Below are 25,271 nucleotides of genomic sequence, written 5' to 3' on the forward strand. Positions count from 1 at the left end.
TCTTGTTCAATTACATATTTCTAGCGAGGAATGGAATAATTTTTAAAGTTACCCCCTAAACAAAAAGAAATCATCTTTCATGTGTTCAATTTGAGCATCTTCATTAGTAATTATATAGTCAATAGCTTGGGTGGTAAACTCATCACCTTTTTCCGTAAGTGAGACTATTTTATTACCTATTGAAATCATATTATTCTTTAAAGCTAAATCTAATATCGTTTTTGAACGTACTTTTTGCCAATTAATATGCTCGTTAAGGTGGTTTACATGGCGCTCCCTTTCATCGTTATGGTTTTTTAAATGAAGCAAAAAGGTGATAAGTAAAACCTCTGTACGTTGTTGTTTTTCTCTGTACAAAACAGCTATAATACCTTTGTTAGGTGCAAATAAATAAACCGTTAAAAACAATAGTCCTAACATGGTTGTAATGGATCCTGCTATAGATGCATCTAACCAATGTGCCAACCAATATCCTGAAATGGCACTAAAAATTCCAAAACAAACGGAGTAAACTAGCATACGTTTTAGGTTAGTGGTTAGTAAATAAGCAGTGGCTGCAGGAGCAATCATCAATGCAACTACCAAAATGGCTCCTACGGCATCGAATGCTCCAACAGTAGTAACCGAAGAAACCGTCATTAATCCATAATGTAATATAGCTGGCGAAAACCCTAAAGATGCGGCTAAACCAGCATCAAAAGTGCTTACCTTAAGTTCTTTGAAAAATGCAATTAATAGACCAATGGTTATTACTAAAATGCTTCCAATAATCCATAATGATTTTGGGCCGACATCTACGCCAGAAATCATCAATCTATCGAAAGGCGCAAAAGCTAATTCACCTAGTAAAACAGCATCCACATCTAAATGCACATCATTTGCATTTTTAGCAATTAAAATGACACCAATGCTGAATAAAATTGGAAAGACAAGCCCAATGGCAGTATCTTCTTTTACCAAGCCGGTTTTTTGAATATACTCAACTAGAACGACGGTAATAATACCTGTTAAAGCTGCCAATAGTATTAATAAGGGAGAATTTAAATCCTGAGTTATAAAAAATCCAATCACGATACCAGGTAATATGGAATGACTAATGGCATCACTTATCATTGCCATTTTACGTAATACTAGAAAGGTTCCTGGAATAGCACAAGCAATAGCCACTAAACTTGCAATAAGTTGTATTTCAATTTGTGCATTACTCATTGTTTTCGTTTTGTTGATTATATAAATTTGATGCTGTTTTAAAACCCTGTTCGGTTAAACTCCAGTGGTCTCCAACAATAGTCACATAATTTTTATCTACTAATTTTTGAAGCGTGTTTTTTGTGTATCCTTGAAAATTGTTTAAAATTTTAATAGCATGAGGATGCGAAATATTGTCGTGAGTTTCAGCAATATGAAACATAAAAGCTAAAGTTTTATGGAGCTCTAAATCACGACGGTTTTTAATAAACCGAATTTGTTTAAAAAGTAATCCACGACTAGGGGAAAACACAAAAGAAATTAAAACAAAAACTCCTGCTACAATCACAATTACGGGACCAGTTGATAGGTTGTTTTGACTAGCGCTAATAGCGGTACCAAATACGCCGGAAAAAGCACCAAATAAAGCAGCTAAAAAGACCATAACACTTAAACTATTTGTCCACTGTCTTGCTGCTGCTGCAGGCGCCAATAACATGGCACTCATTAATACAACTCCAACGGTTTGCAAGCCCAAAACTATGGCTAAAACGATGAAGGACGTAATTAGAACATCAATAAGCTTGGTATTAAACCCCAGTGTTTTAGTATAATCAGCATCGAAAAGGAGCATTTTGAATTCCTTCCAAAAGAGTAACAATACAAATAAGCAAATAGCAGTAACAATAGTCATTAACCAAACATCACTTTCAACTAAAGTGGCCGCTTGCCCAAATAAGTATTTATCTAAACCCGCTTGATTAGCATTGGGTTGTTTTTGAATAAAAGTGAGCAATAACATGCCGAATCCAAAGAATAAAGACAGAATTAATCCTAACGCTGTATCGGATTTTAAATGTGTTTTTTTAATAATTCCGCGAATCCAAAAAGTTCCGATAAGTCCGCTTACTAAGGCTCCTAAAAGCAACATATTACTATCCTTAGCACCAGTAATTAAAAAGGCAAGTGCAATCCCAGGTAATGCAGCATGCGAAATAGCATCACCTAAAAGACTTTGCTTTCGTAATACCGCAAAACTACCTAGCATACCTGTGACAGCTCCCAAAACAGCGGTTCCCAGAGTGATAGTCCTCAGCGTATAGTCTGAGAAAATTAAAGAAAAATATTCACTTATTGTCATTATTCTTGAATACTTACTTTATAATTAATACCGTATGTTTTTGTTAAATTATCATCATTAAAAATATCTTTAACGGGTCCTGTAGCAATTTTTTTAACGTTTAAAAAAGTTACCCAATCAAAATATTCGGGAACGGTTTGCAAATCGTGATGTACAACTATAACTGTTTTTCCGGCTTTTCTTAAAGCTTTTAAAATATTAATAATTGCAATTTCGGTTGAAGCATCTACACCTTGAAAAGGTTCATCCATAAAATAGATGGATGCATCCTGAACTAATGCTCTAGCTAAAAAGATACGTTGTTGTTGTCCGCCCGATAATTGACTTATCTGTCGATTTTTAAAAGGCAACATGCCAACTTTTTCTAAAGCTTCAAGTGCTGCTTTTTTTTCCTTTTGTCCAGGACGTTTTATCCAACCTAAACTGCCATAAGTGCCCATCATCACAACATCTAATGCTGTAGTTGGGAAATCCCAATCCACGCTACCTTTTTGAGGCACATAAGCCACAAGCGAACGTTGCTTTTCATAAGGCTTACCATAAACACTTATACTTCCTGCTATAGGTTTTAAAATACCTAGAATAGATTTTATAAGTGTAGATTTTCCAGCTCCATTTGGGCCAACAATAGCCATAAGTACACCTTCTGGGATTTCTAAATCGATATCCCACAACACGGGTTTGTAGTTGTATGCTACGGTTAAATCGTCTACCTGTACTGCTATTTTTTGTTTCATTATTTTAATGCATTTACAATGGTATTTACATTATATTCAAACATTCCAATATAGGTGCCTTCAATAGTTCCAGCATTTCCAAGAGCATCGGAATATAGTGTGCCACCAATTACCACATCGTGATTTTTAGACTTTACTGCGGCTTGTAGTGCTTCGATGGTACGTTTTGGAACTGAGCTTTCTACAAAAATTGCTTTTAACTTTTTCTCAATAATGAAAGCTGCCAATTTTTGAACATCCTGAACACCGGCCTCGGTAGCGGTTGAAAGCCCTTGTAAACCTACAACCTCAAAACCGAAAGCTTTTCCAAAATAGTTAAAGGCATCATGCGCTGTAACTAAAATACGTTTTTCTTGAGGCAGCGTTTCTATAATGTTCTTTATCTTAACCTTTAAGGTCTGTAATTTTTTAATATAATTAGCACCATTCGTTTCAAATGCTATTTTTTGGTCGGGAATAGCTTCGGAAAGTTTATTAACCACAAATTGAGTTGCCTGTATCCAATAGTCAACATCAAACCAAATATGTGGGTCGTAATTTGAAGCAAAATAATCTGATCCAATAAGCGTAGATTCATCAATAGCATCAGATATAGCTATGGTTTTTTTGTTTTTCATTTTCTCGAAAACTTCAACTAGCTTACCTTCTAAGTGCAACCCATTATAAAAAATAATATCGGCGTTGGATAATTTAGTAACATCGCCTTCGCTGGCTTTGTATAAATGAGGATCGACCCCACTACCCATTAAGCCTTGTAAATTAATGTGCTCACCTCCTATGTTTTGAACCAAATCGGTTATCATAGTTGTAGTTGTAACTACATTAAGTTTGCCGTTAGTCTTTTTTTCTTCTTTACAGCTGATGCAAATAATCGAAAGAAGAAGTATGATAAATTGTTTTTTCATAATTATTTATTTCAATTTGTTAGCAGGCTTTACTCGATAACTTAATCCTAGTCCGAATAAAATATCTTGCCCTTTGGTTATACTTGTACCGAAATAAGTATCTAATTGTAAATCGTTTGAAACTAAGTAGGTAAAACCGGCATCCCAATAGTGGTTTGCGGAACTATCTTCGGGTAAATCGCCATATAACTCAGCATACATTCCAAATTTATCAGTAATGCTATAGCCATAGGCAAGTGTATAAATGGCTGCAGCTTCGGGAGAATCATTTCCCCATTCGGCACCAATATTATATCCTATGCTCGATTTTTCGCTGAGTGTATGTGATAGTGATAATCTAAAATCAATACCAGTGTATTTGGGTCTATAATCAGCCGATGCACTAAAAACAGGAAACACGTGCCCGATTAACGCTATTTCTGGAAAGCCGCCATTTTCTTTGGCTATGTCAATTTTCATTCCTAATAATAAGGGTGATAACCCACTAGTAACATTATCTAGCTTATTGTTGTTTATTTTGGTAACTCCTTCAACAAAATCCCAACCTAATCGTAATTCTAAATTATCTAGAATACCGTAACGAATCAACATAGTATTAAAGGTATAATTCTCGGTTTTTATATTTCCGGTTTTGTAAGATTCGAACAATCCACCTGTTTCGAACTGTAGAGTGCCTTTGCCAACAGTTGATGATGCCTCTGTAGCATCTGGTCGGTCTGTAACTAAAGGCTGAGAAAGTCTTTCGTCCTCTTGCGCAAAGGTTAAAAATGATAATAATAAACTAAGTGTAAAAAGAGTGTATTTAATGGTTTTCATTGACATAAATTATTGAAGTAAAATCTTCGTTTAGTAAAATAGTATTGTTATTTATTGAAATTTGGGTCATTTTATTTTTATTGAATTGCTTCGAAACAAATAGAGAGTTCCCATATTTCAACCCGTGTTGAGCACAAAAATCAAAAAACTCTTTATCGTCGCTCATCAATCGAGAAATCGTATATTTTTTGCCTTCAGAAGTTTGAGAAAGTGCCATAGAAGTATCAGTGGTTGTAATCTCACCATTAGCATTTGGGATAGGATCACCATGTGGGTCGAACTTAGGATTTCCAAGGTATTCACTTATCTTATCCGCCAATAAATCCGAAGTTTGGTGTTCTAATAATTCTGCTTCCCGATGAATATCGTGTAAAGACATATCAAATAGCTTGAAAAGCAAACTCTCCCATAAACGATGCTTTCGCACCACATTTAGGGCCATTTTATTGCCTTTGTCGGTTAGTTTTAGTGCTTGATATTTTTCATAATGCAGTAAGTCTTTTGAAGCTAATTTTTGAGCCATATCTGTGGCCGCAGCATTTGAAATACCAAGTTCTTTTGCAATGTTACCTGGTTTGGTATCATTGTTATCTCGTTTTCCGTTTTTGTAAATAGCTTTTACAAAATTTTCTATGGCTATAGACATTTTTAATTACTTTAAAATATTTTTAAGTAAGCTTAAATTTTTTTCAAATGTAACTAAAAAAAATTAGTTACAAATAAAACCTGTAACTAATTTATAATATGAAGAGATTAAATTTTAATTAATGGCAACCACAACCATCATTTCCACAGACTTTCGAACTTTTCTTCTTGGGTTTCCAAATAAATTTACGCACCAAAAAAGTTAGGGCGATACCAAGAGCAATAAAAATTAGGATGTTTTGAATAATGGTGTTCATGTTTGTTTAGTCGTTTTTATGACTATTTTATTTCAAAAATTGAAAAGCAATTAAAGCTACAATATACGCAAAACCACTCATAATTACTAGTTGAAGTGTGGGCCATTTCCAGCTATTGGTTTCACGTTTTACAATAGCTAGAGTACTCATGCACTGCATAGCAAAGGCGTAAAACAATAGTAATGAAATACCAGAGGCAAAGGTAAATAAGGGACCTCCTAAAATCGGGTTTACTTCACCTGCCATTCTGTTTTTAATGGTTTCTTCCTCATCACTACCAACACTATAAATGGTTGCAAGCGTGCCAACAAACACTTCCCGAGCAGCGAAAGAACTTACTATGGCAATACCAATTTTCCAATCATATCCTAACGGTCTTATAGCCGGTTCAATGGCGCGTCCTGTGATGCCTATAAATGAGTGTTCTAATTTATGCGAAGCTATTTTTTGCTGTAAATCTTCTTCTGTTAAATTCTCAGAAGCATAGGCGGTTTTTACAATATTTTCAGCATCATTAAACTGTTCTCCAGGTCCATAAGAAGCTAAAAACCACAATATAATTGAAATAGCTAATATGATTTTTCCAGCCCCAAAAACAAACGATTTTGTTTTTTCAACCACTGTTAAAGCTACATTTTTGAAAAGCGGTAACTTATAATTAGGCATTTCTATAACAAAAAATGTTTTGCTCCTAATTTTTAAAATTTTATTTAGAATGTAAGCCGAAATAATAGCGGTTCCAAAACCTATTAAATATAATAGCATTAAGGTTAATGCTTGATATCCTAAACCAAAAATTCTTCCTTCAGGAATTACTAAAGCAATTATGATTAAATATACTGGAAGTCTTGCTGAACAGGTTGTAAAAGGGGTAACCAATATAGTTATTAATCGTTCTTTCCAACTTTCAATATTTCGAGTTGCCATAATAGCCGGAATAGCACATGCAGTACCTGAAATTAATGGAACCACGCTTTTCCCACTTAAGCCAAAACGTCTCATGACTCTGTCCATTAAAAATACAACACGACTCATATAACCACTTTCTTCCAATACAGAAATAAAAAGAAATAAAAAGGCTATTTGTGGTATAAAAATAACAATGCCACCTAACCCTGGTATAATTCCTTCTGCTAATAAACTTGTAAAAGCACCAGATGGCAATTGATTTTTTGTCCATTCGCTTAACGAAGCAAAAGCACTATCAATAAAATCCATGGGGACACTCGACCAATCATAAATAGCTTGAAAAATTGTAAGTAAAATGATGAAGAAAATAAAATATCCCCAAACCTTATGAGTTAAAACTCGGTCAAGTTTAGTTCGTAAATCTTTTGCCTGTGATACATCAATGACTTGTCCAATTTTCAAAACATCATTGATAAATTGATAGCGTTTTATGGTTTCCTTTTGCTGCAAACGTTTTAAATCGCTTTTACTTTTAGTTTTAAAATTGGAAACTGCATCAATCTCATTTCTTTCAGTCTTTCCAAAGTTTACATCTTGGGTTATTACCAACCAAAGTTTGTATAGTAGTTGGTTTGGAAAGGCTTTTCGTAAATTATCAAAGTAATCTTTATCAATTTCCGATGCGTTTAAACAAGGCGTTACCGAAATATCTTTATAATTGGCAATGAGGTTTTTTAAATTCTCAATACCTTGATTTTTTCGCGTACTTATTAAGGCAATTTTGGTTTTAAGATGTTCTTCTAAATAATCAATATCCAAAGAAATTCCTTTATAATTCATACGATCTGCCATATTAATAACAAGAATCGTTGGAATTTCTAAATCTTTAATTTGGGTAAAAAGGAGAAGATTTCGTTTTAGGTTTTCAACATCACTTATTACCACTGCAATATCGGGGAAGTCTTTATCGTTCTTATTTAAAAGAAGTTCAATTACAACATTTTCATCAAGTGATGAAGCATTTAAACTGTAAGTTCCTGGTAAATCAATAATATGTGCTTTTACACCACGAGGTAGCTTACAAATACCTTCCTTTTTTTCAACTGTAATACCTGGATAGTTACCTACTTTTTGATTTAACCCTGTTAAAGCATTAAATACCGAAGTTTTACCCGTGTTGGGGTTTCCTATTAAAGCGACATTAATTTGCTTACTCATGTGTTATTTTTTCAATTAAAATATGAGTAGCAGTTTCTTTTCGTATGGCTAAATGTGTTCCATTTATGTTTAAGTACATAGGGTCTTGAAAAGGTGCTAACTGTACAAGCTCCACAGAGTTACCCGGCAAACAACCCATTTCTAGTAGTTTTAATGGGATATGAATTGATGAAACATCAACTATAATGCCTTTTTCGCCCCGTTTAAGATGTGCTATTGTGTCTTGCAAGCTTATTTAGATTGATTTTAAAGAAGCAAAAGTAATGTAAAATTTTAGCCTAAAAAAATTGTTACCAAAAAACTATTTTGCGTATTCCTGTTTTAAAATTTTAATATCATCAATTAGTTTTTCAATGTCTTCAGCATTCGTACCATCATAAAATCCTCGTATTTGTCTCTTTTTATCAATAAGCATGAAGTTTTCGGTATGAATCATATCAAATTGTCCACCAAATTCATTGTCTTTTACAGCTAAATAACTTTTTCTAGCAAGCTCATAAATTTGTTTTTTATCACCAGTAACTAAATTCCATTTTGCATCCATAACTCCTTTTTGTTTTGCATAACGTTTTAATTGGGCTACGCTATCAATTTCTGGAGTCACCGTGTGTGAGAGTAACATAACCTCGTCATCATTTTTAATTTTTTCTTGAATTTCAACCATATGATCTGTCATTATTGGGCAAATTGTTTGGCAAGTGGTAAAAAAGAAATCAGCTACATATATTTTGTCTTTGTAGTCGTTATGGGTTATGTTTTTTCCGTTTTGATTAGTTAAACTAAAATCAGCTATTTTATGATACTTTTTTTGATATTGAATAGTACTGTCAACAAGTTCTGTACTTACCATTGCAGGTTGATAAATATTAAGCGGTTTATAAACATTAAGCGTATTATAAATTAGAGCGATTATTACAATAGAAATTATTGAAAAGACAATGGCAAACTTTTTATAATCTTTAAAAAATGATAACATTAAAAGTGGTTTAATGGTAATTGTTTTGCAAAAATACGATGAAATTTAGTATTGCTGAATTGAAACGAAGTATAAATTCATGTTAAAAACAATGAGGGATATTTAATTGTCTTTTTAAAGTTGGTTTAAAAGCTTACTTTTGTGCGATTATAAAAAATTGATTGAAGATACTATGGAGTTTGTTATAAAAATATCTCAGTTTTTAATGAGTCTTTCATTGCTAATTATTTTGCACGAACTAGGGCATTTTATTCCAGCAAAGGCTTTTAAAACACGAGTTGAAAAGTTTTACTTGTTTTTTGATGTAAAGTTTTCACTTTTTAAAAAGAAAATAGGCGAAACCGTTTATGGTATAGGTTGGTTGCCACTAGGAGGCTATGTGAAAATATCTGGAATGATTGATGAAAGTATGGATACCGAGCAAATGTCGCAAGAACCACAACCATGGGAATTTCGCTCTAAACCTACATGGCAACGTTTAATAATAATGCTTGGTGGAGTAACTGTAAATTTTTTATTAGCCATACTTATTTATATAGGAATGAGCTATTATTACGGAGATAGGTTTTTACCAAACGATAATATTAAAGATGGACTTTTAATAGAAAATACTGTTGCCAATAATGCAGGACTTTTAACCGGTGATAAAATTATTGCTGTTGATGGTGATGAAATAGAAAACTACTCTGAAATATCTGAAAAGGTTTTGTTTGGGAAGAATATAACTATTGAAAGAAACGGAGAGCAGTCAACAATTATATTGCCAGAAGATTTTTTATCACAACTTATTGATTCCAAAGAAAAAGGATTTATAGACTTAAGAGAACCATTTGTTATAGTTAAAGTTCCCGATACATCATCAAATGTAAAAAGTGGAATTAAAAAAGGAGACATTATTGTTGGCTTAAACGATTTTGAAACCAGATATGCCGATGAGGTTAAGTTGGCGTTAGAAAAATTTAAGGGGCAAGAAGTTACCGCTAAAGTTTTAAGAGATAAAGCTGAGATTAGTATGCCATTAGAAATCAGTGAAGAGGGTAAATTAGGATTAGTTTATGCAACAGGCTCTACCCCTGAAACCCTAGAAGCTCTAGGGTATTATAATTTTGAAACAAAAAAGTACGGTTTTTTTGAATCTTTTCCAGTTGGTTTGAAAAAGACTAAAGATAAATTGAGTTCATACTGGGATCAATTAGGAGCTATTTTTACACCAAGCACAGGTGCTTATAAGGGTGTTGGAGGATTTAAAGCCATTTATGATATATTTCCAAGCTTTTGGAGTTGGCAAGTATTTTGGAATATCACCGCCTTTTTATCCATCATGTTAGGAGTTTTAAACTTGTTGCCAATACCTGCTTTAGATGGCGGCCATGTTATGTTTTTACTTTATGAAATGGTTTCAGGGAGAAAACCTGGAGATAAGTTTATGGAGTATGCTCAAATGGTAGGGTTCTTTATATTAATTGCCTTGGTTTTGTTTGCAAACGGAAATGATATTTATAAAGCATTATTTGGATAATTTTTTTAATTATTAAGTTTGCAGTAATTAAAAATATATATATATTTGCGCTCGCAAAAGCGAAAAGATAACACTCCTCCTTAGCTCAGTTGGTTAGAGCATTTGACTGTTAATCAAAGGGTCCTTGGTTCGAGCCCAAGAGGGGGAGCAAAACAAAAGCACTTACAGGAATGTAGGTGCTTTTTTTGTAACTTGTATTTAAAATAATTAGCAATGAAAAGAACAGCAAGTATTTTATTGGTTATACTACCTTTATTAGTTTATTCTCAAAATTCCGATTATACGGTTACTTCTTATATGAAAGAAGGTGTTAAGGCACCCAACACCCATCATATTGGTGACGCGTGGTTAAACTTTCTAGTAAAAGCAGATGATGATATAAACTACAATATCACTCAAGCCACTTTCAGTGCCAACTCAACTTTAGATTGGCATAAGCACACAACACCTCAAGTAATTATCATTGTTGAAGGTGAGGGTTATTATCAAGAAAGAGGCAAAGAGCCCATAATCCTTAAAAAAGGAGATGTAATTAAGTGTGAAAAAGATATTGAACATTGGCATACATCAACAGCCGACAGTGAGGTCTCTTATATTGCCATATATGGTAATGAACCAACAATTTGGACAGAGAAATTAACTCAAGAGTATTATAAAAGTGTAGCGAAAAAGCTTAAAAGATAATTAAGTTAATTCTTAAAAACAGGCGTTTCTAAACATTTAATGATTTAATATATAATTTTGCTGCTTCAACGGTTTTGGCTGAGTTTCCAACGAAAATTTTATCATTAACAATAATAACAGGTCTGCTTAAAAACGTATAATGCTCCAGTATGTATTGTTTGTAATCACGCTCGGTTAAGGTTTGGTTTTTCAAATCCATTTCTTTATAAAGCTTAGAGCGTCTGCTAAAAAGCGCTTCGTAACTTCCTGCAAGAGCCTTCATTTCTTCTAATTGTTTCACGGTTATTTCTTCAGTTTTAATGTCTTGTAAAACAAATTCTGGAGATAAATTCAACGCTTTTAAAATTCTCACGCAAGTGCTACATGTCTTTAAATAATATACTTTTTTCATTCTTTCACTAGTTTCTAAAAAACAAATTAAAACTATATTTATCAAAAAAATAAATAATATGGAATTTACATTTCAGGTTTTAAATAATACAAGAGCCATATTAAGTAAGATAATTGATAATACACCTTTGGAAGATTTAAACAAAGTCCCCAAAGGGTTTAATAATAATATTATCTGGAATATTGCCCATGTAGTGGTTTCGGAGCAGTTATTAGTTTATAGATTATCAGGGTTACCTTCGATACTTTCGGACGATATGATTAATAATTACAGAAAAGACACCAAACCAAATGGCGATGTGTTACAAGCTGAAGTAGACCAGATTAAAGAGCTTTTGTTTGCTACTATTAGTAAAACTAAAGAAGATTATAACAAAGGGATTTTTAAAAATTATAATGCTTATACGGTTTCAACTACAGGAAACACATTAACAAATGTTGATGAGGCGTTGCAGTTTGCAGTTATCCACGAAGGATTGCATTATGGCTATACGTTAGCGCTTTTAAAGGCTATTAAAAACTAAATATGGTTTTGCTTCTTCAAAAGGGACTAAAAATTCAATTATTCCAGTTGAATAAGGAGCAATTTCATAGGTGTTATATAACAAAACAATACCTTCATCATTGTAACCTAAATTCGCCGGTAATTCAAAATTTTCAGGTTCGAAAAGTGTGTTTTTATCTGTAACAGTTTTATCAAAATAAGTTTTAGCTAAAGTTTTAAAACTTTTAAGATTATTAAATAATTCAATGTTTTCAATACTATTTCCGGTTTGTGCATTAAAATTTAAGAATGTAATAGTTAAAATACCATGGGCGCCACCTGTAAAGGTATATTTAGTAATAGCTAAACTTATTATTTCTGAGGATTGGAACATAACTTCACCATCAATTTGTGCTTCCCATTCTGCAACAGTCTCTGGGAAATCGGTTTTGAAGGTATCATATTCTTGATTAAAAATAGCAATACTTTCTTCAATCGATTTTGAAGTTATACTTTCCGCGTTGCCAATATGCAATGCAGTAATAACATTTTTTGATATTGCTGCATTTATTTTATCTGAGATCAACGTGTTTCCGGTTACAAAAGGAATATTGACTTCAACCAAATCATTGTTATCAGTTGAAACATTAATATCGGAAAATTCTAGTTTTAATTCTTCTTTACACGATAATAAAAAGAAAAAACAACCAATTATTGCGATAAGTTTTTTTGAAAGCATATGTAAATTTTAAAACCACATTAAAGGTAAATATTGCATTTGAATACACCGAATTAAAACTTACATTTGTACAAATTAAAAAGAAAAATGAAATTTAATACTAAAGTTATTCACGGAGGTCAAGAACATGATAAAGCTTATGGAGCAGTAATGCCACCTATTTATCAAACATCAACATACGCTCAAACTACTCCAGGCGGACATAAAGGATATGAGTATTCCAGAACACATAACCCAACCAGAAATGCATTAGAAAATGCATTAGCAAGTATTGAAAATGGTAACTATGGTCTTGCTTTTGGGTCTGGATTAGCAGCCATTGATGCCATAATAAAACTTTTAAAACCTGGTGATGAAGTTGTTTCGACGAATGATTTGTATGGAGGATCTTTTAGATTATTCACTAAAATATTTCAGGATTTTGGTATTAAATTCCATTTTATAGGCATGCAAAACGCTTCTAATATTGAAGCCTTTGTAAATCAAAACACAAAACTTATATGGGTTGAAACACCAACCAACCCTATGATGAATATTATCGATATTAAAGCGGCTTCAGGCATTGCAAAAAAGCATAAGATCCTATTAGCTGTTGATAATACTTTTGCTACACCTTATTTGCAAAAGCCTTTAGATTTAGGTGCAGATATCGTCATGCATTCAGCTACAAAATACCTTGGCGGTCACAGTGATGTGGTAATGGGAGCTTTAATAGTTAAAGATAAAGATTTAGCGGACAGGTTATATTTTATCCAAAATGCTAGTGGTGCTATTTGTGGCCCTCAAGACAGCTTCTTGGTATTAAGAGGTATTAAAACATTACATGTTAGAATGCAACGCCATTGCGAAAATGGTAAGGCAGTTGCTGAGTATTTAGCAAGTCATCCTAAAATTGAAAAGGTATACTGGCCAGGGTTTGAAAACCATCCGAATCATTATATAGCGAAAAGCCAAATGACAGATTTTGGAGGTATGATATCCTTCACAACAAAAGGGAATAACTATAAAGAAGCGATTAAGATTGTTGAAAATTTAAAAGTGTTTACTTTGGCAGAATCCTTAGGTGGTGTTGAATCTTTATCAGGTCATCCAGCAAGTATGACACATGCGAGTATTCCTAAAGAGGAACGAGAAAAAACAGGTGTGGTTGATTCTTTAATAAGATTAAGTGTAGGAATCGAAGATATTGATGATTTGATAGGTGACTTAAAACAAGCACTAGGTTAATCTAAATAATAGATATATCCGATATTTACCCAGACCAACCAATCATTTTTTTTGTTAAAACTTAGTTCGTGGTTAAGGCCATCAACCCAATCACTAAAATAGTATTGCCACCTAACGTCTAACATTAAATCGGATAGTTTGTCAAGTTTATAACGCACGCCAACACTAGATACGATTGACCATAAGGAAAATTGACTATCGTCAATGGGATATTGCCTTACTTCACCTGAAGGAACAGGAGGTAAACGACTATCATCAAAATACCAGAACGAATAAATATTTGTTTCATCATAAACATTACCATTTCCATATGTTGTATAGGCTTCAGGAGAAGTAAACGTATAATGAACACCTAAACTTGCAAATGGAGCAAATCTATATCCAAAAGCTTGAAATGAACGAATACTTAATGGAAAAAATTCAATCTGCGTACCAATATCTAAATTTTTAGCAACACCACTCTGAGCCCTAAGTCTATCAGCATCTGGAGTTATATTGTCCGGCCCAACCCATTGACCAAGGTGATTTAATTTAGTTTTATTCCAAGAAATTTCATTTCTTAATTTAAAGTGATCGTTAAAATAAGTATCGGTAGTGTAGCAGTTGCAATCTGCTCTATATGAAAAGTTAATGTAATGTATAATACCTACACCAATGCCCATGTTACCAAAATTGGTTTCACCTTCATTTCGACTACCAAAATCTGATCGAAATTGTACGGGGCCAGCTATAACGCCTATTTCGTGAGAGAATCCTAGCTGAGCATTTACTGTTTGAGCGATAACAAACATGCAAAAAGCATAAGCTAAATGTTTCAAGTTAAGCATAATAAGGTTCGTTTTCTTGAGGCGTTATTAACAACAAATATATAAAAACTGACTAAACAAACAAATATTAATAGAATTAGGCAATAATCCTAAAAATATCCATTGCGAATTTTTAAAATAAATGTCATTATTTTTAAAGATAACGTATATTTGTGGCGATAAATTATTTATTTAATAAAAACACAATATAATTCGTGTGTATATGAAGAGCAACATTGAAGCATTTTTAGATCAAGTAAAAGAAAGAAATGGTCACGAACCAGAATTTTTACAAGCTGTTGAAGAGGTAGCAGAAACTGTAATCCCTTATATTGTTGAACATGATATTTACTATGGTAAAAACATTCTACTTAGAATGGTTGAACCAGAGAGATTAATTTCATTTAGAGTTTGTTGGGTTGATGATACGGGAGAAATTCAAGTAAATAGAGGATATCGAGTTCAAATGAACTCTGCTATTGGTCCTTACAAAGGCGGTTTGCGTTTTCACCCAACAGTAAATGCAAGTATATTAAAATTCTTAGCTTTTGAACAAGTATTTAAAAATAGTTTGACAACATTACCTATGGGTGGTGGTAAAGGAGGTAGCGATTTCGATCCTAAAGGGAAAAGTGATAACGAAATTATGCGTTTTTGTCATGCTTTTATGACGGAACTTTTCAGACATATTGGACCAAATACCGATGTTCCAGCTGGAGATATAGGCGTTGGAGCTAGAGAAATCGGGTTTCTTTTCGGAATGTATAAAAAACTGAACAATGAATTTACAGGTGTTTTAACAGGTAAAGGCATGTCTTGGGGAGGTTCTTTAATTAGACCAGAAGCCACAGGTTACGGAAACGTTTATTTTGCACAAAAAATGTTAGAAACTAAAGGTGACAGTATCAAAGGTAAGAATGTAGTAGTTTCCGGATCTGGTAACGTTGCTCAATATGCAGCTGAAAAAGTATTGCAATTAGGAGGAAAGGTATTAACACTTTCAGATTCATCAGGTTATATTTATGATGCTGACGGAATTAATGAAGAAAAACTTGCCTTTGTAATGGAATTGAAGAATGTAAAAAGGGGTAGGATAAGCGATTACCTAAAGTCTTATCCTAAGGCTAAATTTGTTGAAGGCAAAACACCTTGGGAGGTAAAATGTGATATTGCGTTACCATGTGCAACTCAAAACGAGCTTAATGAGGATGATGCCAATACACTATTAAAAAACGGATGTATTTGTGTAAGTGAAGGAGCAAATATGCCTTCAACTAAAGAAGCAATAGCTGCTTTCCATAAAGCTAAAATATTATTTGCACCAGGAAAAGCTTCAAATGCAGGTGGTGTTGCAACTTCAGGTTTAGAAATGACACAAAACTCTTTAAGATATAAATGGACAAGAGAGGAAGTAGATAATAAATTAAAAGATATAATGTCTGATATTCATAAATCGTGTCTTCAATACGGTAAAGATGAAGATGGCTATGTAGATTACGTTAAAGGCGCAAATATTGCTGGATTTGTAAAAGTAGCCGATGCTATGTTGGCTCAGGGTATTGTTTAAAACCTTTAACTCAAAATTATATTAAAGCTTTCCTTGAAAAAGGGAAGCTTTTTTACTTTAAAATATATTATTTTAAAGTAAAACTCGTTAGTTATAAATATATTTGAGCGTCCAAATGATATCCATGTATAAGAAATTAGTTTTATTTTTTATTTGTATAACCCCTTTTCTTAACTATTCTCAAGACTTTTCTGCACTTTGGGAAGGGCATTTTTCATATAATCACATTAAAGACTTTTCTCAAGGGAATAATAAAATTTATGCGGCTTCGGATAATGCAATTTTTACTCTAGATACTCAAACCAATGAGATTGACGAACTAACTACTGTTCATGGGCTTTCAGGTGAAACTATTTCAACAATTTATTATAGCGAAGCATTCCAATTATTAGTTATTGGATATGAAAATGGATTAATCGAAATAGCTTTTGATAATGATGAAAACATTTTAACAATTGTTGATATTATTGACAAACCTACTATCCCACCAACGGATAAGCGTATTAATCATTTTAACCCTTATCAAAGTGTTTTATACATTTCAACCAATTTTGGTATCTCTGTTTTTGATTTAGAACGACTAGAATTTGGAGACACCTACTTTATTGGTAATGGAGGTTCTCAAATACCGGTGACCCAAACCACAATTTTTAATGATAATATCTATGCTTCTTGTATGGATGGAAACGGCATAAGAAAAGCCCAAATATCAAATCCAAATTTAATAGACTTTCAAAATTGGACTTTAATTAATTCGGGAAATTGGGTTGCCATTGAAACTCAGATAGATAAACTCTATGCTATAAACTCTAATAGAAGAATATATCAAATTATTAATGATGCATTTACCGAAAGATTTTTTTATTCTGATTTACCTTTAGATTTAAGAGCTGACAATGGAAATTTAGTTGTTACAACTCAGAATAATGTTTTTGTATATGATTCAAATTTCACTGTTGTTTCTCAAGTCAATATGGACCCATTGTACAATACAAAATATACTTCAGCAACTGTAGACGCAGATTATATTTACGTTGGAACGGTTGATTTTGGGATTTTGAAAACTCCATTATCAAACCCAACTGTTTTTGAAGAAATTCATCCAGAAGGACCACTACTAAACATACCATTTTCTGTGGAAGCGGAACCTAATGGTATTTGGGTAACTTTTGGAGAATATAATTTTTTTTATAATCCATACCCATTAAACAACCGTGGTTTTAGTCATTTAAGAAATGATACATGGATTAATAATAAATATAGTGAAGTATTCGACGCAAAATGTTTAAACGAAATTGCCGTAAACCCATTTAAAAATAATCAAGCGTTTATTAGCTCATTTTTTAGCGGTTTAATAGAAGTTAATGATGATGTACCTACTGTTTTATATAACGAATCAAATAGCGGATTAGAATCTCTAATTTTACCAACTGATCCCAACTATAAAGACTTAAGAGTTGGAGCTTCAGAATTTGATAGTAATGGCTTATTATGGACAGTAACAAGCAGAATAGATAATCCTTTAAAATCATATAACCCAGACACAAATCAATGGAATTCTTTCAGTTTCACTGACATTATTCCTGATGGGTTTGGTGGTGGAAATCTTGGATTTGCAGATTTAGTTATTGGAAATGATAACACAAAATGGATAGCTTCTTATAAGTTCGGGATAATTGGTTATAATGAAAATGGAGGAAACCCTCTTATTAAGGCGGTTTACAGAGAGGATGAAAACATGTCCACAGAATTAGCAACAGCGGTGGCATTAGACAACCGCAATCAACTATGGATTGGAACTTTTAGAGGCCTAAGAGTATTATATAATACTTCAAGTTTTTTTACCGATGATAATATAACTGTAGATGAAATAATTATTGAAGAAGATGGTATTGCAAAAGAGTTATTGTTTCAGCAATTTATTACAGATATTGAGGTTGATGGTTCTAATAATAAATGGGTGGCAACGAATGATTCTGGAGTATTTTATTTTTCTTCGGATGGGCAGAATACCATTTTTCATTTTACAAAAGATAATTCGCCATTACCATCTAACACTATAACAGATGTTTCAATTGATGATTCAAATGGCGTTGTTTATATAGCAACTAGCAAAGGATTGGTGTCTTTTCGTTCAGGAGGTTCTAGCCCTTTTGAAGACTTATCAAAGGCTTATGCTTACCCCAACCCAGTACGACCAAATTTTAATATTGTAGACGACAAAGTGAAAATTAAAGACATTTCAGAAAACGTTAATATTAAAATTACCGATATTGAAGGCAATTTGGTTGCCGAAGCCCAATCTAGAACTAATCAAAGATATAGGGGTTATAATTTGGAAATTGATGGAGGTACTGCCTATTGGAATGGAAGAAATCTGGCAAATAATGTTGTAGCCTCTGGAGTTTATCTCGTTATGCTGTCAGATTTAGACACTTTTGAAACCAAAGTTTTAAAATTAATGGTGGTTAGATAATGCTCGTTTCTACAAATGCAATTGTTCTTTCAAAATTAAAATACAAAGACAACGATCTTATTGTTAAATGTTACACAGAGCAATTAGGGGTTTTAAGTTTTTTATTAAGAGGCATCTTAAAAAGTAAAAAGGGAAACTCTAAAACGGCGTATTTTCAATTACTATCTCAATTACAATTAGAACTAATTTATAACAGTAATAAGTCATTACAAACCATAAAAGAAGCTAAACTAAATGGTATTTATGCGAGTTTACACTCACATGTTTTAAAAAGTTCCATCGTTATGTTTTTATCGGAAGTATTATCAAATACGCTAAAAGAAGAAGAGAAAAACGAAGCCCTATACAGTTATTTAGAACATTCATTATTATGGTTAGATTCTCAGGACCAATATTCTAATTTTCATTTATTATTTCTGTTAAAACTAACAAAGTATTTAGGGTTTTACCCCGATGAAACAGAAATGGAACACGAATTTTTTAGTTTAAGCGAAGGTAAGTTTGAAGCAAAACAAAGCAGCAAATATTCAATCTCTGGAGAAAATTTAATCCTACTAAAAACCTTATTAGGCACAACATTTGATGCATTAAATAGCGTGAAGATTAATTCGAAACAAAGACAATCATTTTTAAATATGATGTTACTTTATTTTCAATTACATTTGGGGACTTTTAAAATACCCAAATCCCTACAAATATTTAATCAAGTTTTTAATTAAACATGAAACTTTCTTTTAGTATTTTCTTTTTTTTTATTGCTAGTGTTTATTTAAATGCTCAAAATATTAAAGTTTTAAGTGCTTCAAACAAAGAACCCATTTACGGGGTTGCTATTTATAATGCTGACAAATCAAAAAGTGTAGTTACAAATTTTAGAGGTGAGGCCGAATTAGATATTTTTTCAGACAGCGAAACCATATATTTTAAACACTTATCTCACCTTTTAAAAGCGCTTACAAAAGCCGAAATAGGAAATTCAAACAGGGTGTATTTACTTTCTAATACTCAAGATTTAAACGAAATTGTTATTTCAGCATCGAAGTTCGAACAAAACAAAAAAGATATCCCTCAAAAAATAGTCAATATCAATTCAAAAGGGATTGAATTTACAAACCCACAAACGAGTGCAGATTTATTAGAAAACTCAGGACAAGTTTATATTCAAAAAAGTCAATTGGGTGGTGGAAGCCCTATGATTAGAGGATTTTCAACAAATCGTTTATTAATTACGGTTGATGGTGTAAGAATGAATAATGCCATTTTTAGGGGCGGTAACTTACAAAATGTTATTTCAATCGATCCGTTTTCAATTCAAAATACCGAGGTAACATTAGGTTCAGGCTCTGTAATTTATGGGAGTGATGCCATTGGTGGTGTTATGAGCTTTTATACCCAAAAACCTAAATTATCGTACACAGATTCCTTGTTGTTTAAATCAAATGCTATTGTAAGGTATGCAACCGCAAGTGATGAAAAAACAGGACATTTCGATTTTAATTTGGGCTATAAAAAATGGGCATTTGTTACCAGTGCAAGTTATACAGATTTTGGCGATTTACGCATGGGAAGTCACGGGCCAGATGAATATTTACGACCAGAGTTTGTATTGGCTACGAATACAGGTGATGTTGTAATTCAAAACAGTAATCCTTTGGTGCAAAAGGTAACAGGCTACAATCAATTAAACCTTATGCAAAAAGCACATTTTGAGCCTTACGAAGATTTGAGTTTTGATTTAGGCTTATTTTATACCGCCACATCCAACTTTTCCCGTTACGACCGTTTAATACGATACCGAGGAAATACTTTAAGGTCGGCAGAATGGAATTACGGGCCACAAAAATGGTTTATGTCTAACCTACAAGTTACAAAACTGAGTAGTGGCTCAAACCTTTATGATAAAATTAAAGCAACGGTTTCCTACCAAAATTTTCAGGAAAGTAGAATGGATAGAGACTATCAATCTTCTATAAGAAATATTCGTGAGGAAGCGGTTGATGCTTATTCATTTAGTTTAGATTTAGATAAAACCTTAAGTGTTAAAACCGATTTTTTCTATGGCGTTGAATACATTTATAATAAAGTAAAATCTAGCGGAACAGAAGAAAATATACAATCAAATACCGTTACATCAACAGTTTCTCGCTATCCTAACGGTGCCAGTTGGCAATCTATTGCGGCGTATACCAGCATAAAATACAAACCGAATACTAAGTTTGTATTTCAGTCGGGAGTACGTTTTAATCACATTATATCGAATGCCGATTTTACCGAAAACAATCAATATTTAAATTTACCTTTTGAGGTTTCCAAAAACAAATCTAGTGCCTTTACAGGAACTGCTGGAATTAGTTGGTCGCCAAACAATACGGTTCAATGGAAACTAAACGCCTCTTCAGCTTTTAGAGCACCAAATATTGATGATATTGGTAAAGTTTTCGATTCAGAACCTGGGTCAGTGGTTGTTCCCAATGAATTTTTAAGACCCGAGTATGCATATGGCGGCGAATTAGGCTTAAAACTAAATTTTGATGATAAAGTGATTTTTGATTTAAATACCTATTACACCTATTTAGATAATGCGTTGGTAAGACGCGATTTTACTTTAAATGGTGAATCAGAAATTATTTATGATGGCGAATTGAGTAATGTACAAGCGATACAAAACGCTTCAAAAGCATGGATTTACGGTTTTGAACTTGGTGCGAGAATAAATTTTACTGATAAGTTGAAACTTACCTCGCAATACAATATTGTTGGTGGTACAGAGGTGGAAGATAATATTGAAGTACCTGTACGACATGCTGCTCCAAGTTTTGGAAACACACATTTGGTTTGGGATTCGGGTGATGTTAAATTGGATGTATTTGCAAATTACAATGGCGAGTTGTCTTTCTATCAGTTAGCACCATCCGAAATCGAGAAAGATTACATTTATGCGCTTGATGTAAACGGAAACCCCTACAGTCCATCATGGTATACACTTAATTTTAGAACTCAGTATCAAATTAATAAGTCTACAACAATTACGGCAAGTTTAGAGAATATTACAGACCAACGATATAAAACATATTCATCAGGAATTGCTGCCGCAGGAAGAAACTTTATACTGTCTTTGAAATATAGTTTATAAAGTTCTTCCTTGAGTTAAATCATTCAATTCAAGATTCTTTTTTATCTATTCGTTGCATATGATGCAGCAATAGCAAGCTCTTTTAAGGCCTTCATAAATACTTTAATCTTTTGTGTAATTTTTTTCATTTTATTGTTTTTTAAATTAATTAATCGTTTATCGATGTTTTTTACATGGTATTCTGTTTATCCATGTTTTTTGTAGTGATTTACAGTTTGTCGTCATTTTTTACAATTCAACATACTGAATATCAATTACTTAACAAACATACGTTGATATTTTATCTCCTTCTAAAAAATTTGCTAAATGGACTATTTTTTTGTTGAATTACACAAAAGGAAAAAAGTGGTGTTTGCTGGATTATGACTCTTGGTTTATAATTTGACACAAGTCTAAATTGATAAGAGAGGATAAATCTTGTTGAAATCTATTTATAAAGTAAGGATAGAGCTTATAAATAATCATATAAAAAGTTTGGGATTGCATAAAAAAAAGCCGCAATCTTATAGACTACGGCTTTGATGTATAAACTTAAATCAGTTTATTTTTTCACTGCTTTTTTAGTAATCACACTCCCATTTGATAAGGCTACTTTAGCAATGTAAATGGTACTACTCAAATTAGAAAGTGTATAGACTTCAGTGCTGTTTCGTCCTTTAAAATCATACAATTGTCTTCCTAAAAGATCGTAAATAAACACATTTTGAATGCTCAGATTATCCGAGGTACTAAACTGTACGCGGTTGTTATCTAACTCTATAATTCTTAAAGAATTTGAATTTACAGTAAATTCATCCGTAGATAAAGCTGCAGCACTATAACCAATTTCAAATCGGTCATTAAATTCACCAACTTCAGAAGTAAATGAATAATCAGAAGCCGATAAATCATGCGTTGTATTTAATAGGTTATCTTTTAAATACACAGGATTGTTATTTAAAAAGTCACCGTGCATTTGAGCAATTGATAATTTATAAAGAGTAGGCACCGTAATATTTGTTGCAAACCCAAGCTTTACAATTTCATCTTCATTTAAACTATTAGGGTTTTTTCCTTGAATAGCGAACTTTTTGTTAGAACTTTCAATAATAGAATATAAAGCAGCAGGGAAATCAGCATTTAGGAGGCGTTTAGCGTCATAAGACGAATCATCTTCGTCATTAGTCGCGCCATTAACATAAGCCACTAGAATTTGATTAAACACGCCATTGTCTGAGGTTAAATTAACCCATAATCTATTGGCGTTAGAAGTCGTTTTTCCTTTAGTGATAGCATTCTTAAAAAACTGAGAGTTACTGGTGCCATCTGCCATACGCATCGCGTTGGTAAATGTTACATTACCATTAGCTACACTCGTAATGAAAAATCCTTGACCTGATGGAACATATTGCGTTGGCGTAACACCACTTGCTCCAGCAATACCACCACTACCAACAGTGTAAGTTGCATAATCATTTTGACTAAAATTTTCTTGTTGATGACCAGGATTTGATGTATCAGGTGGTGTGGCCTGTGACCAAAAATAAGCGGCTCCATTAACGACTCCAGAATTTGCAGCATAAAATGTATCAAAATCTATGGCGCCTGGGTACGGATTTCCAATAAAGTTCCAGCTTCCAGCAATATTAGCAGCGTTATATGAGATACCCGTTGAAACATCGCCAGTATTGAAAGGGCCTTCAAACGAAGCAATATCTGTTGCGCCAGGGAAATGAAATCTACCAGCGGTAGCTGCATACCCAACACCAGGTTGCATAACGGCACTTCCTGTAGCTATAGCCCAATCATCACCATTATCATCAATATCATTGCCACCAGTATCTAAATAATTAGCTGCAATAAAATAAAAACGCCTATCACCATCTGTAAATGGGAATGCATCAGCGATGGTTTCGCCAACAACCGGCGAACTCCAATACGTATAATGGTACCATTGTGCTTTTGGCGCAGTTGTTTTGTTAACCCTTGCTAAACCACCAGCATTTACGGTAAAAGTCCCTAAGTCATCATTTTGCACAAAATTACCAGCTGTTTGAACAATAAGATTTCCATCAACTACAGCATCATTTTCTATATAAATAAAAGTACCGTCATTTACGTTTAAGGTAAAACCAGCATTTACAGTTAAACTACAGGCGCTAAAATTACCGTTTGCGCCAGTATTATAATTTCCATTAATTACAGCAGCATCACTAGTTGTAGGCGCAGCTGGTAACCAAGCTGCTCCATTCCAAGTAGATGTTAAACCAACACATCCAGGGAGCGCTGTAACAACTCCATTAATAACAATTCCTTTATTGACAGCCGTATTTTGCTCTATATCAAAAGTTCCAGCCGCACTTCCTGCATTAAAAGCATATAATCGAAATGTTATAGTTCCCGAAACATTTATAATAGAAGACAGGTCTATTCCATTATTATTTTCACTTCCTGCTGAAACTGCCGCATCTGTAAATATCGATGTAAATCCAGATCCAGTGTCAACCTGAATATCAACCATTGTCGGACCTTGCCCACTTCGATCATATGTAATATTCATTGTTGACAAACTAATTTGATATCCTGAATTCGGGGTTAAAGTCCATTCTAAATAATCATTTGCATCAATAACACCAGCGGTTGTCCAATCCCTAGAATTATATGTTCCTCCGGCATTTAAGTTTATACCTGAACTTCTACAAATTCCAGTTGTTGTTATATTTGCATCACTAGAAACGGTTCCGCTACAGCCTATATTTTGAAGTGAACTAAATGAAGCTATTTCTTGTCCAAAATTAAAATGAATCAGTCCAATAAAGGCAACAAAAAAAGCGAGGGATTTGGTGAGAGGGATTTTTTTCATAGCTGTTAAGTATTCAAACATGTACTTTGTATAGTACAGTCGATTTGGTTTTTTATAATTTTTTTTACTAATTATTACTGTTTCAATTGTTATTTTTGAGACATAAATATGCAATCAAAAAAAACATATACACTACAAGAGGCTACTAAAAAACTAGAGCATTATTGTGCGTATCAAGAACGTTGTCATCAAGAAGTTAGAAAAAAACTAGAATCTATGCACATGATACCCGAAGCTATCGATGTGATTATAGTTCATCTTTTAAAACATAACTTTCTTAACGAAGAACGTTTTGCCAAAACATTTGTGCGAGGTAAGTTTAGAATAAAGGCTTGGGGCCGACGCCGTTTAACTTATGAACTTAAGAAAAAGGACATAAGCAAAGTTAATATAAATCAAGCACTTACTGAAATAGAAAATGAGGAGTATATCGAGGTTTTCAATGAGTTAGCCGAAAAAAAGGCTCGTTTAATTAAAGAAACCAACGTTTATAAAAAAAGAAAGAAATTAATCGATTATCTGTCGTATAAAGGCTTTGAAACGCACTTAGTCTACGAAAAAGCTAATGAATTAGTTAAATAAGCGATTTAAATCTGCTACAAATAAAGGTTA

Annotated in this window: 23 protein-coding genes and 1 tRNA gene; 10 read left to right on the top strand and 14 right to left on the bottom strand. The window is 33.0% G+C overall.

What is annotated here, in order from left to right; all coding sequences use genetic code 11:
* Positions 1-48 precede the first annotated feature (48 nt).
* The 10 genes from L3X39_RS03570 to L3X39_RS03615 all read right to left on the bottom strand — a co-directional run bounded on the left by L3X39_RS03570 (position 49) and on the right by L3X39_RS03615 (position 8,792).
* Positions 49-1,209 (bottom strand): metal ABC transporter permease, encoded by a 1,161-nt coding sequence (locus L3X39_RS03570; RefSeq protein WP_237230371.1) that lies wholly within the window; start codon positions 1,207-1,209, stop codon positions 49-51.
* Complete coding sequence (locus tag L3X39_RS03575) at positions 1,202-2,329, bottom strand: metal ABC transporter permease (RefSeq protein ID WP_237230372.1); 1,128 nt, start codon at positions 2,327-2,329, stop codon at positions 1,202-1,204. Before L3X39_RS03575 ends, L3X39_RS03570 begins: the two co-directional genes overlap by 8 nt.
* Positions 2,329-3,066 carry a metal ABC transporter ATP-binding protein gene (locus L3X39_RS03580; protein WP_237230373.1) on the bottom strand — a complete coding sequence of 246 codons (738 nt, stop codon included), beginning with the start codon at positions 3,064-3,066 and terminating at the stop codon, positions 2,329-2,331. Before L3X39_RS03580 ends, L3X39_RS03575 begins: the two co-directional genes overlap by 1 nt.
* Positions 3,066-3,971, bottom strand: a complete 906-nt coding sequence (locus tag L3X39_RS03585; RefSeq protein WP_237230374.1) for a metal ABC transporter solute-binding protein, Zn/Mn family — start codon at positions 3,969-3,971, stop codon at positions 3,066-3,068. Before L3X39_RS03585 ends, L3X39_RS03580 begins: the two co-directional genes overlap by 1 nt.
* 6 nt (positions 3,972-3,977) lie before the next feature.
* Positions 3,978-4,787, bottom strand: coding sequence for a transporter (locus tag L3X39_RS03590; RefSeq protein WP_237230375.1), 810 nt, complete (start codon positions 4,785-4,787; stop codon positions 3,978-3,980).
* Positions 4,774-5,433: a metal-dependent transcriptional regulator gene (locus tag L3X39_RS03595; RefSeq protein ID WP_237230376.1), complete on the bottom strand. Its 660-nt coding sequence runs from the start codon at positions 5,431-5,433 to the stop codon at positions 4,774-4,776. The genes L3X39_RS03590 and L3X39_RS03595 overlap by 14 nt, the downstream gene beginning before the upstream one ends.
* Before the next feature lie 118 nt (positions 5,434-5,551).
* A complete protein-coding gene (locus L3X39_RS14785; RefSeq protein WP_237230377.1) occupies positions 5,552-5,689 on the bottom strand; it encodes a FeoB-associated Cys-rich membrane protein in 138 nt (45 codons plus the stop codon).
* A gap of 27 nt (positions 5,690-5,716) precedes the next feature.
* Entirely contained in the window at positions 5,717-7,816 is a 2,100-nt protein-coding gene (gene feoB / locus L3X39_RS03605; protein ID WP_237230378.1) for a ferrous iron transport protein B, read from the bottom strand.
* The gene (locus L3X39_RS03610) at positions 7,809-8,045 is read right to left on the bottom strand and encodes a FeoA family protein (protein ID WP_237230379.1); all 237 of its coding nucleotides are present in this window, start codon (positions 8,043-8,045) and stop codon (positions 7,809-7,811) included. Before L3X39_RS03610 ends, feoB begins: the two co-directional genes overlap by 8 nt.
* Before the next feature lie 72 nt (positions 8,046-8,117).
* Complete coding sequence (locus L3X39_RS03615; protein ID WP_237230380.1) at positions 8,118-8,792, bottom strand: SCO family protein; 675 nt, start codon at positions 8,790-8,792, stop codon at positions 8,118-8,120.
* 172 nt (positions 8,793-8,964) lie between these two features.
* Here L3X39_RS03615 and rseP point away from each other — a divergent pair, with 172 nt between their 5' ends.
* From rseP to L3X39_RS03630, 3 genes are all read left to right on the top strand, one after another.
* A complete protein-coding gene (rseP, locus tag L3X39_RS03620) occupies positions 8,965-10,311 on the top strand; it encodes an RIP metalloprotease RseP (protein ID WP_237230641.1) in 1,347 nt (448 codons plus the stop codon).
* Between the two features lie 74 nt (positions 10,312-10,385).
* Positions 10,386-10,459, top strand: a tRNA-Asn gene (locus L3X39_RS03625).
* A 65-nt stretch (positions 10,460-10,524) separates the two neighbouring features.
* A complete protein-coding gene (locus tag L3X39_RS03630) occupies positions 10,525-10,995 on the top strand; it encodes a cupin domain-containing protein (RefSeq protein WP_237230381.1) in 471 nt (156 codons plus the stop codon).
* A 28-nt stretch (positions 10,996-11,023) separates the two neighbouring features.
* Here L3X39_RS03630 and L3X39_RS03635 read toward each other — a convergent pair whose 3' ends face one another.
* Positions 11,024-11,386: an arsenate reductase family protein gene (locus L3X39_RS03635; RefSeq protein ID WP_237230382.1), complete on the bottom strand. Its 363-nt coding sequence runs from the start codon at positions 11,384-11,386 to the stop codon at positions 11,024-11,026.
* A 58-nt stretch (positions 11,387-11,444) separates the two neighbouring features.
* On the opposite strand from L3X39_RS03635, the gene L3X39_RS03640 reads away from it, so the two are divergent.
* The gene (locus L3X39_RS03640; RefSeq protein ID WP_237230383.1) at positions 11,445-11,909 is read left to right on the top strand and encodes a DinB family protein; all 465 of its coding nucleotides are present in this window, start codon (positions 11,445-11,447) and stop codon (positions 11,907-11,909) included.
* On the opposite strand, the gene L3X39_RS03645 is transcribed toward L3X39_RS03640, so the two are convergent.
* Positions 11,889-12,608, bottom strand: coding sequence for a DUF3298 and DUF4163 domain-containing protein (locus tag L3X39_RS03645; protein WP_237230384.1), 720 nt, complete (start codon positions 12,606-12,608; stop codon positions 11,889-11,891). The two genes, L3X39_RS03640 and L3X39_RS03645, sit on opposite strands and share 21 nt — an antisense overlap.
* Positions 12,609-12,695: 87 nt before the next feature.
* Here L3X39_RS03645 and L3X39_RS03650 point away from each other — a divergent pair, with 87 nt between their 5' ends.
* Complete coding sequence (locus L3X39_RS03650; protein WP_237230385.1) at positions 12,696-13,835, top strand: cystathionine gamma-synthase; 1,140 nt, start codon at positions 12,696-12,698, stop codon at positions 13,833-13,835.
* Here the strand turns inward: L3X39_RS03650 and L3X39_RS03655 are convergent.
* On the bottom strand, positions 13,832-14,662 hold the full coding sequence (locus L3X39_RS03655) for a THC0290_0291 family protein (protein ID WP_237230386.1): 831 nt from the start codon (positions 14,660-14,662) through the stop codon (positions 13,832-13,834). The genes L3X39_RS03650 and L3X39_RS03655 overlap by 4 nt on opposite strands.
* Positions 14,663-14,864: 202 nt before the next feature.
* On the opposite strand from L3X39_RS03655, the gene gdhA reads away from it, so the two are divergent.
* From gdhA to L3X39_RS03675, 4 genes are all read left to right on the top strand, one after another.
* Positions 14,865-16,208 (top strand): NADP-specific glutamate dehydrogenase, encoded by a 1,344-nt coding sequence (gene gdhA, locus L3X39_RS03660; RefSeq protein ID WP_237230387.1) that lies wholly within the window; start codon positions 14,865-14,867, stop codon positions 16,206-16,208.
* 124 nt (positions 16,209-16,332) lie between these two features.
* Positions 16,333-18,684: a type IX secretion system anionic LPS delivery protein PorZ gene (gene porZ, locus L3X39_RS03665; RefSeq protein WP_237230388.1), complete on the top strand. Its 2,352-nt coding sequence runs from the start codon at positions 16,333-16,335 to the stop codon at positions 18,682-18,684.
* Positions 18,684-19,403 carry a DNA repair protein RecO gene (gene recO / locus L3X39_RS03670; RefSeq protein WP_237230389.1) on the top strand — a complete coding sequence of 240 codons (720 nt, stop codon included), beginning with the start codon at positions 18,684-18,686 and terminating at the stop codon, positions 19,401-19,403. The genes porZ and recO overlap by 1 nt, the downstream gene beginning before the upstream one ends.
* A 2-nt stretch (positions 19,404-19,405) precedes the next feature.
* Complete coding sequence (locus L3X39_RS03675) at positions 19,406-21,817, top strand: TonB-dependent receptor plug domain-containing protein (RefSeq protein ID WP_237230390.1); 2,412 nt, start codon at positions 19,406-19,408, stop codon at positions 21,815-21,817.
* Positions 21,818-22,358: 541 nt separating this feature from the next.
* On the opposite strand, the gene L3X39_RS03680 is transcribed toward L3X39_RS03675, so the two are convergent.
* Positions 22,359-24,659: a RemA C-terminal-like gliding motility protein gene (locus L3X39_RS03680; RefSeq protein WP_237230391.1), complete on the bottom strand. Its 2,301-nt coding sequence runs from the start codon at positions 24,657-24,659 to the stop codon at positions 22,359-22,361.
* A gap of 108 nt (positions 24,660-24,767) precedes the next feature.
* Between L3X39_RS03680 and L3X39_RS03685 the strand changes: the two genes are divergently transcribed.
* Positions 24,768-25,241, top strand: a complete 474-nt coding sequence (locus L3X39_RS03685) for a regulatory protein RecX (RefSeq protein WP_237230392.1) — start codon at positions 24,768-24,770, stop codon at positions 25,239-25,241.
* The last annotated feature ends 30 nt before the right edge of the window (positions 25,242-25,271 follow it).

This window comes from Flaviramulus multivorans, from assembly GCF_021728415.1.
In the GTDB taxonomy this organism is placed as follows: domain Bacteria; phylum Bacteroidota; class Bacteroidia; order Flavobacteriales; family Flavobacteriaceae; genus Sabulilitoribacter; species Sabulilitoribacter multivorans.

Bases quoted from the DNA above. Each gene is read 5' to 3' on its own strand.
- L3X39_RS03570 (WP_237230371.1), bottom strand. From the start codon at position 1,209: ATGAGTAATGCACAAATTGAAATACAACTTATTGCAAGTTTAGTGGCT.
- L3X39_RS03575 (WP_237230372.1), bottom strand. From the start codon at position 2,329: ATGACAATAAGTGAATATTTTTCTTTAATTTTCTCAGACTATACGCTG.
- L3X39_RS03580 (WP_237230373.1), bottom strand. From the start codon at position 3,066: ATGAAACAAAAAATAGCAGTACAGGTAGACGATTTAACCGTAGCATAC.
- L3X39_RS03585 (WP_237230374.1), bottom strand. From the start codon at position 3,971: ATGAAAAAACAATTTATCATACTTCTTCTTTCGATTATTTGCATCAGC.
- L3X39_RS03590 (WP_237230375.1), bottom strand. From the start codon at position 4,787: ATGAAAACCATTAAATACACTCTTTTTACACTTAGTTTATTATTATCA.
- L3X39_RS03595 (WP_237230376.1), bottom strand. From the start codon at position 5,433: ATGTCTATAGCCATAGAAAATTTTGTAAAAGCTATTTACAAAAACGGA.
- L3X39_RS14785 (WP_237230377.1), bottom strand. From the start codon at position 5,689: ATGAACACCATTATTCAAAACATCCTAATTTTTATTGCTCTTGGTATC.
- feoB (WP_237230378.1), bottom strand. From the start codon at position 7,816: ATGAGTAAGCAAATTAATGTCGCTTTAATAGGAAACCCCAACACGGGT.
- L3X39_RS03615 (WP_237230380.1), bottom strand. From the start codon at position 8,792: ATGTTATCATTTTTTAAAGATTATAAAAAGTTTGCCATTGTCTTTTCA.
- rseP (WP_237230641.1), top strand. From the start codon at position 8,965: ATGGAGTTTGTTATAAAAATATCTCAGTTTTTAATGAGTCTTTCATTG.
- L3X39_RS03630 (WP_237230381.1), top strand. From the start codon at position 10,525: ATGAAAAGAACAGCAAGTATTTTATTGGTTATACTACCTTTATTAGTT.
- L3X39_RS03635 (WP_237230382.1), bottom strand. From the start codon at position 11,386: ATGAAAAAAGTATATTATTTAAAGACATGTAGCACTTGCGTGAGAATT.
- L3X39_RS03640 (WP_237230383.1), top strand. From the start codon at position 11,445: ATGGAATTTACATTTCAGGTTTTAAATAATACAAGAGCCATATTAAGT.
- L3X39_RS03645 (WP_237230384.1), bottom strand. From the start codon at position 12,608: ATGCTTTCAAAAAAACTTATCGCAATAATTGGTTGTTTTTTCTTTTTA.
- L3X39_RS03650 (WP_237230385.1), top strand. From the start codon at position 12,696: ATGAAATTTAATACTAAAGTTATTCACGGAGGTCAAGAACATGATAAA.
- L3X39_RS03655 (WP_237230386.1), bottom strand. From the start codon at position 14,662: ATGCTTAACTTGAAACATTTAGCTTATGCTTTTTGCATGTTTGTTATC.
- gdhA (WP_237230387.1), top strand. From the start codon at position 14,865: ATGAAGAGCAACATTGAAGCATTTTTAGATCAAGTAAAAGAAAGAAAT.
- porZ (WP_237230388.1), top strand. From the start codon at position 16,333: ATGTATAAGAAATTAGTTTTATTTTTTATTTGTATAACCCCTTTTCTT.
- recO (WP_237230389.1), top strand. From the start codon at position 18,684: ATGCTCGTTTCTACAAATGCAATTGTTCTTTCAAAATTAAAATACAAA.
- L3X39_RS03675 (WP_237230390.1), top strand. From the start codon at position 19,406: ATGAAACTTTCTTTTAGTATTTTCTTTTTTTTTATTGCTAGTGTTTAT.
- L3X39_RS03680 (WP_237230391.1), bottom strand. From the start codon at position 24,659: ATGAAAAAAATCCCTCTCACCAAATCCCTCGCTTTTTTTGTTGCCTTT.
- L3X39_RS03685 (WP_237230392.1), top strand. From the start codon at position 24,768: ATGCAATCAAAAAAAACATATACACTACAAGAGGCTACTAAAAAACTA.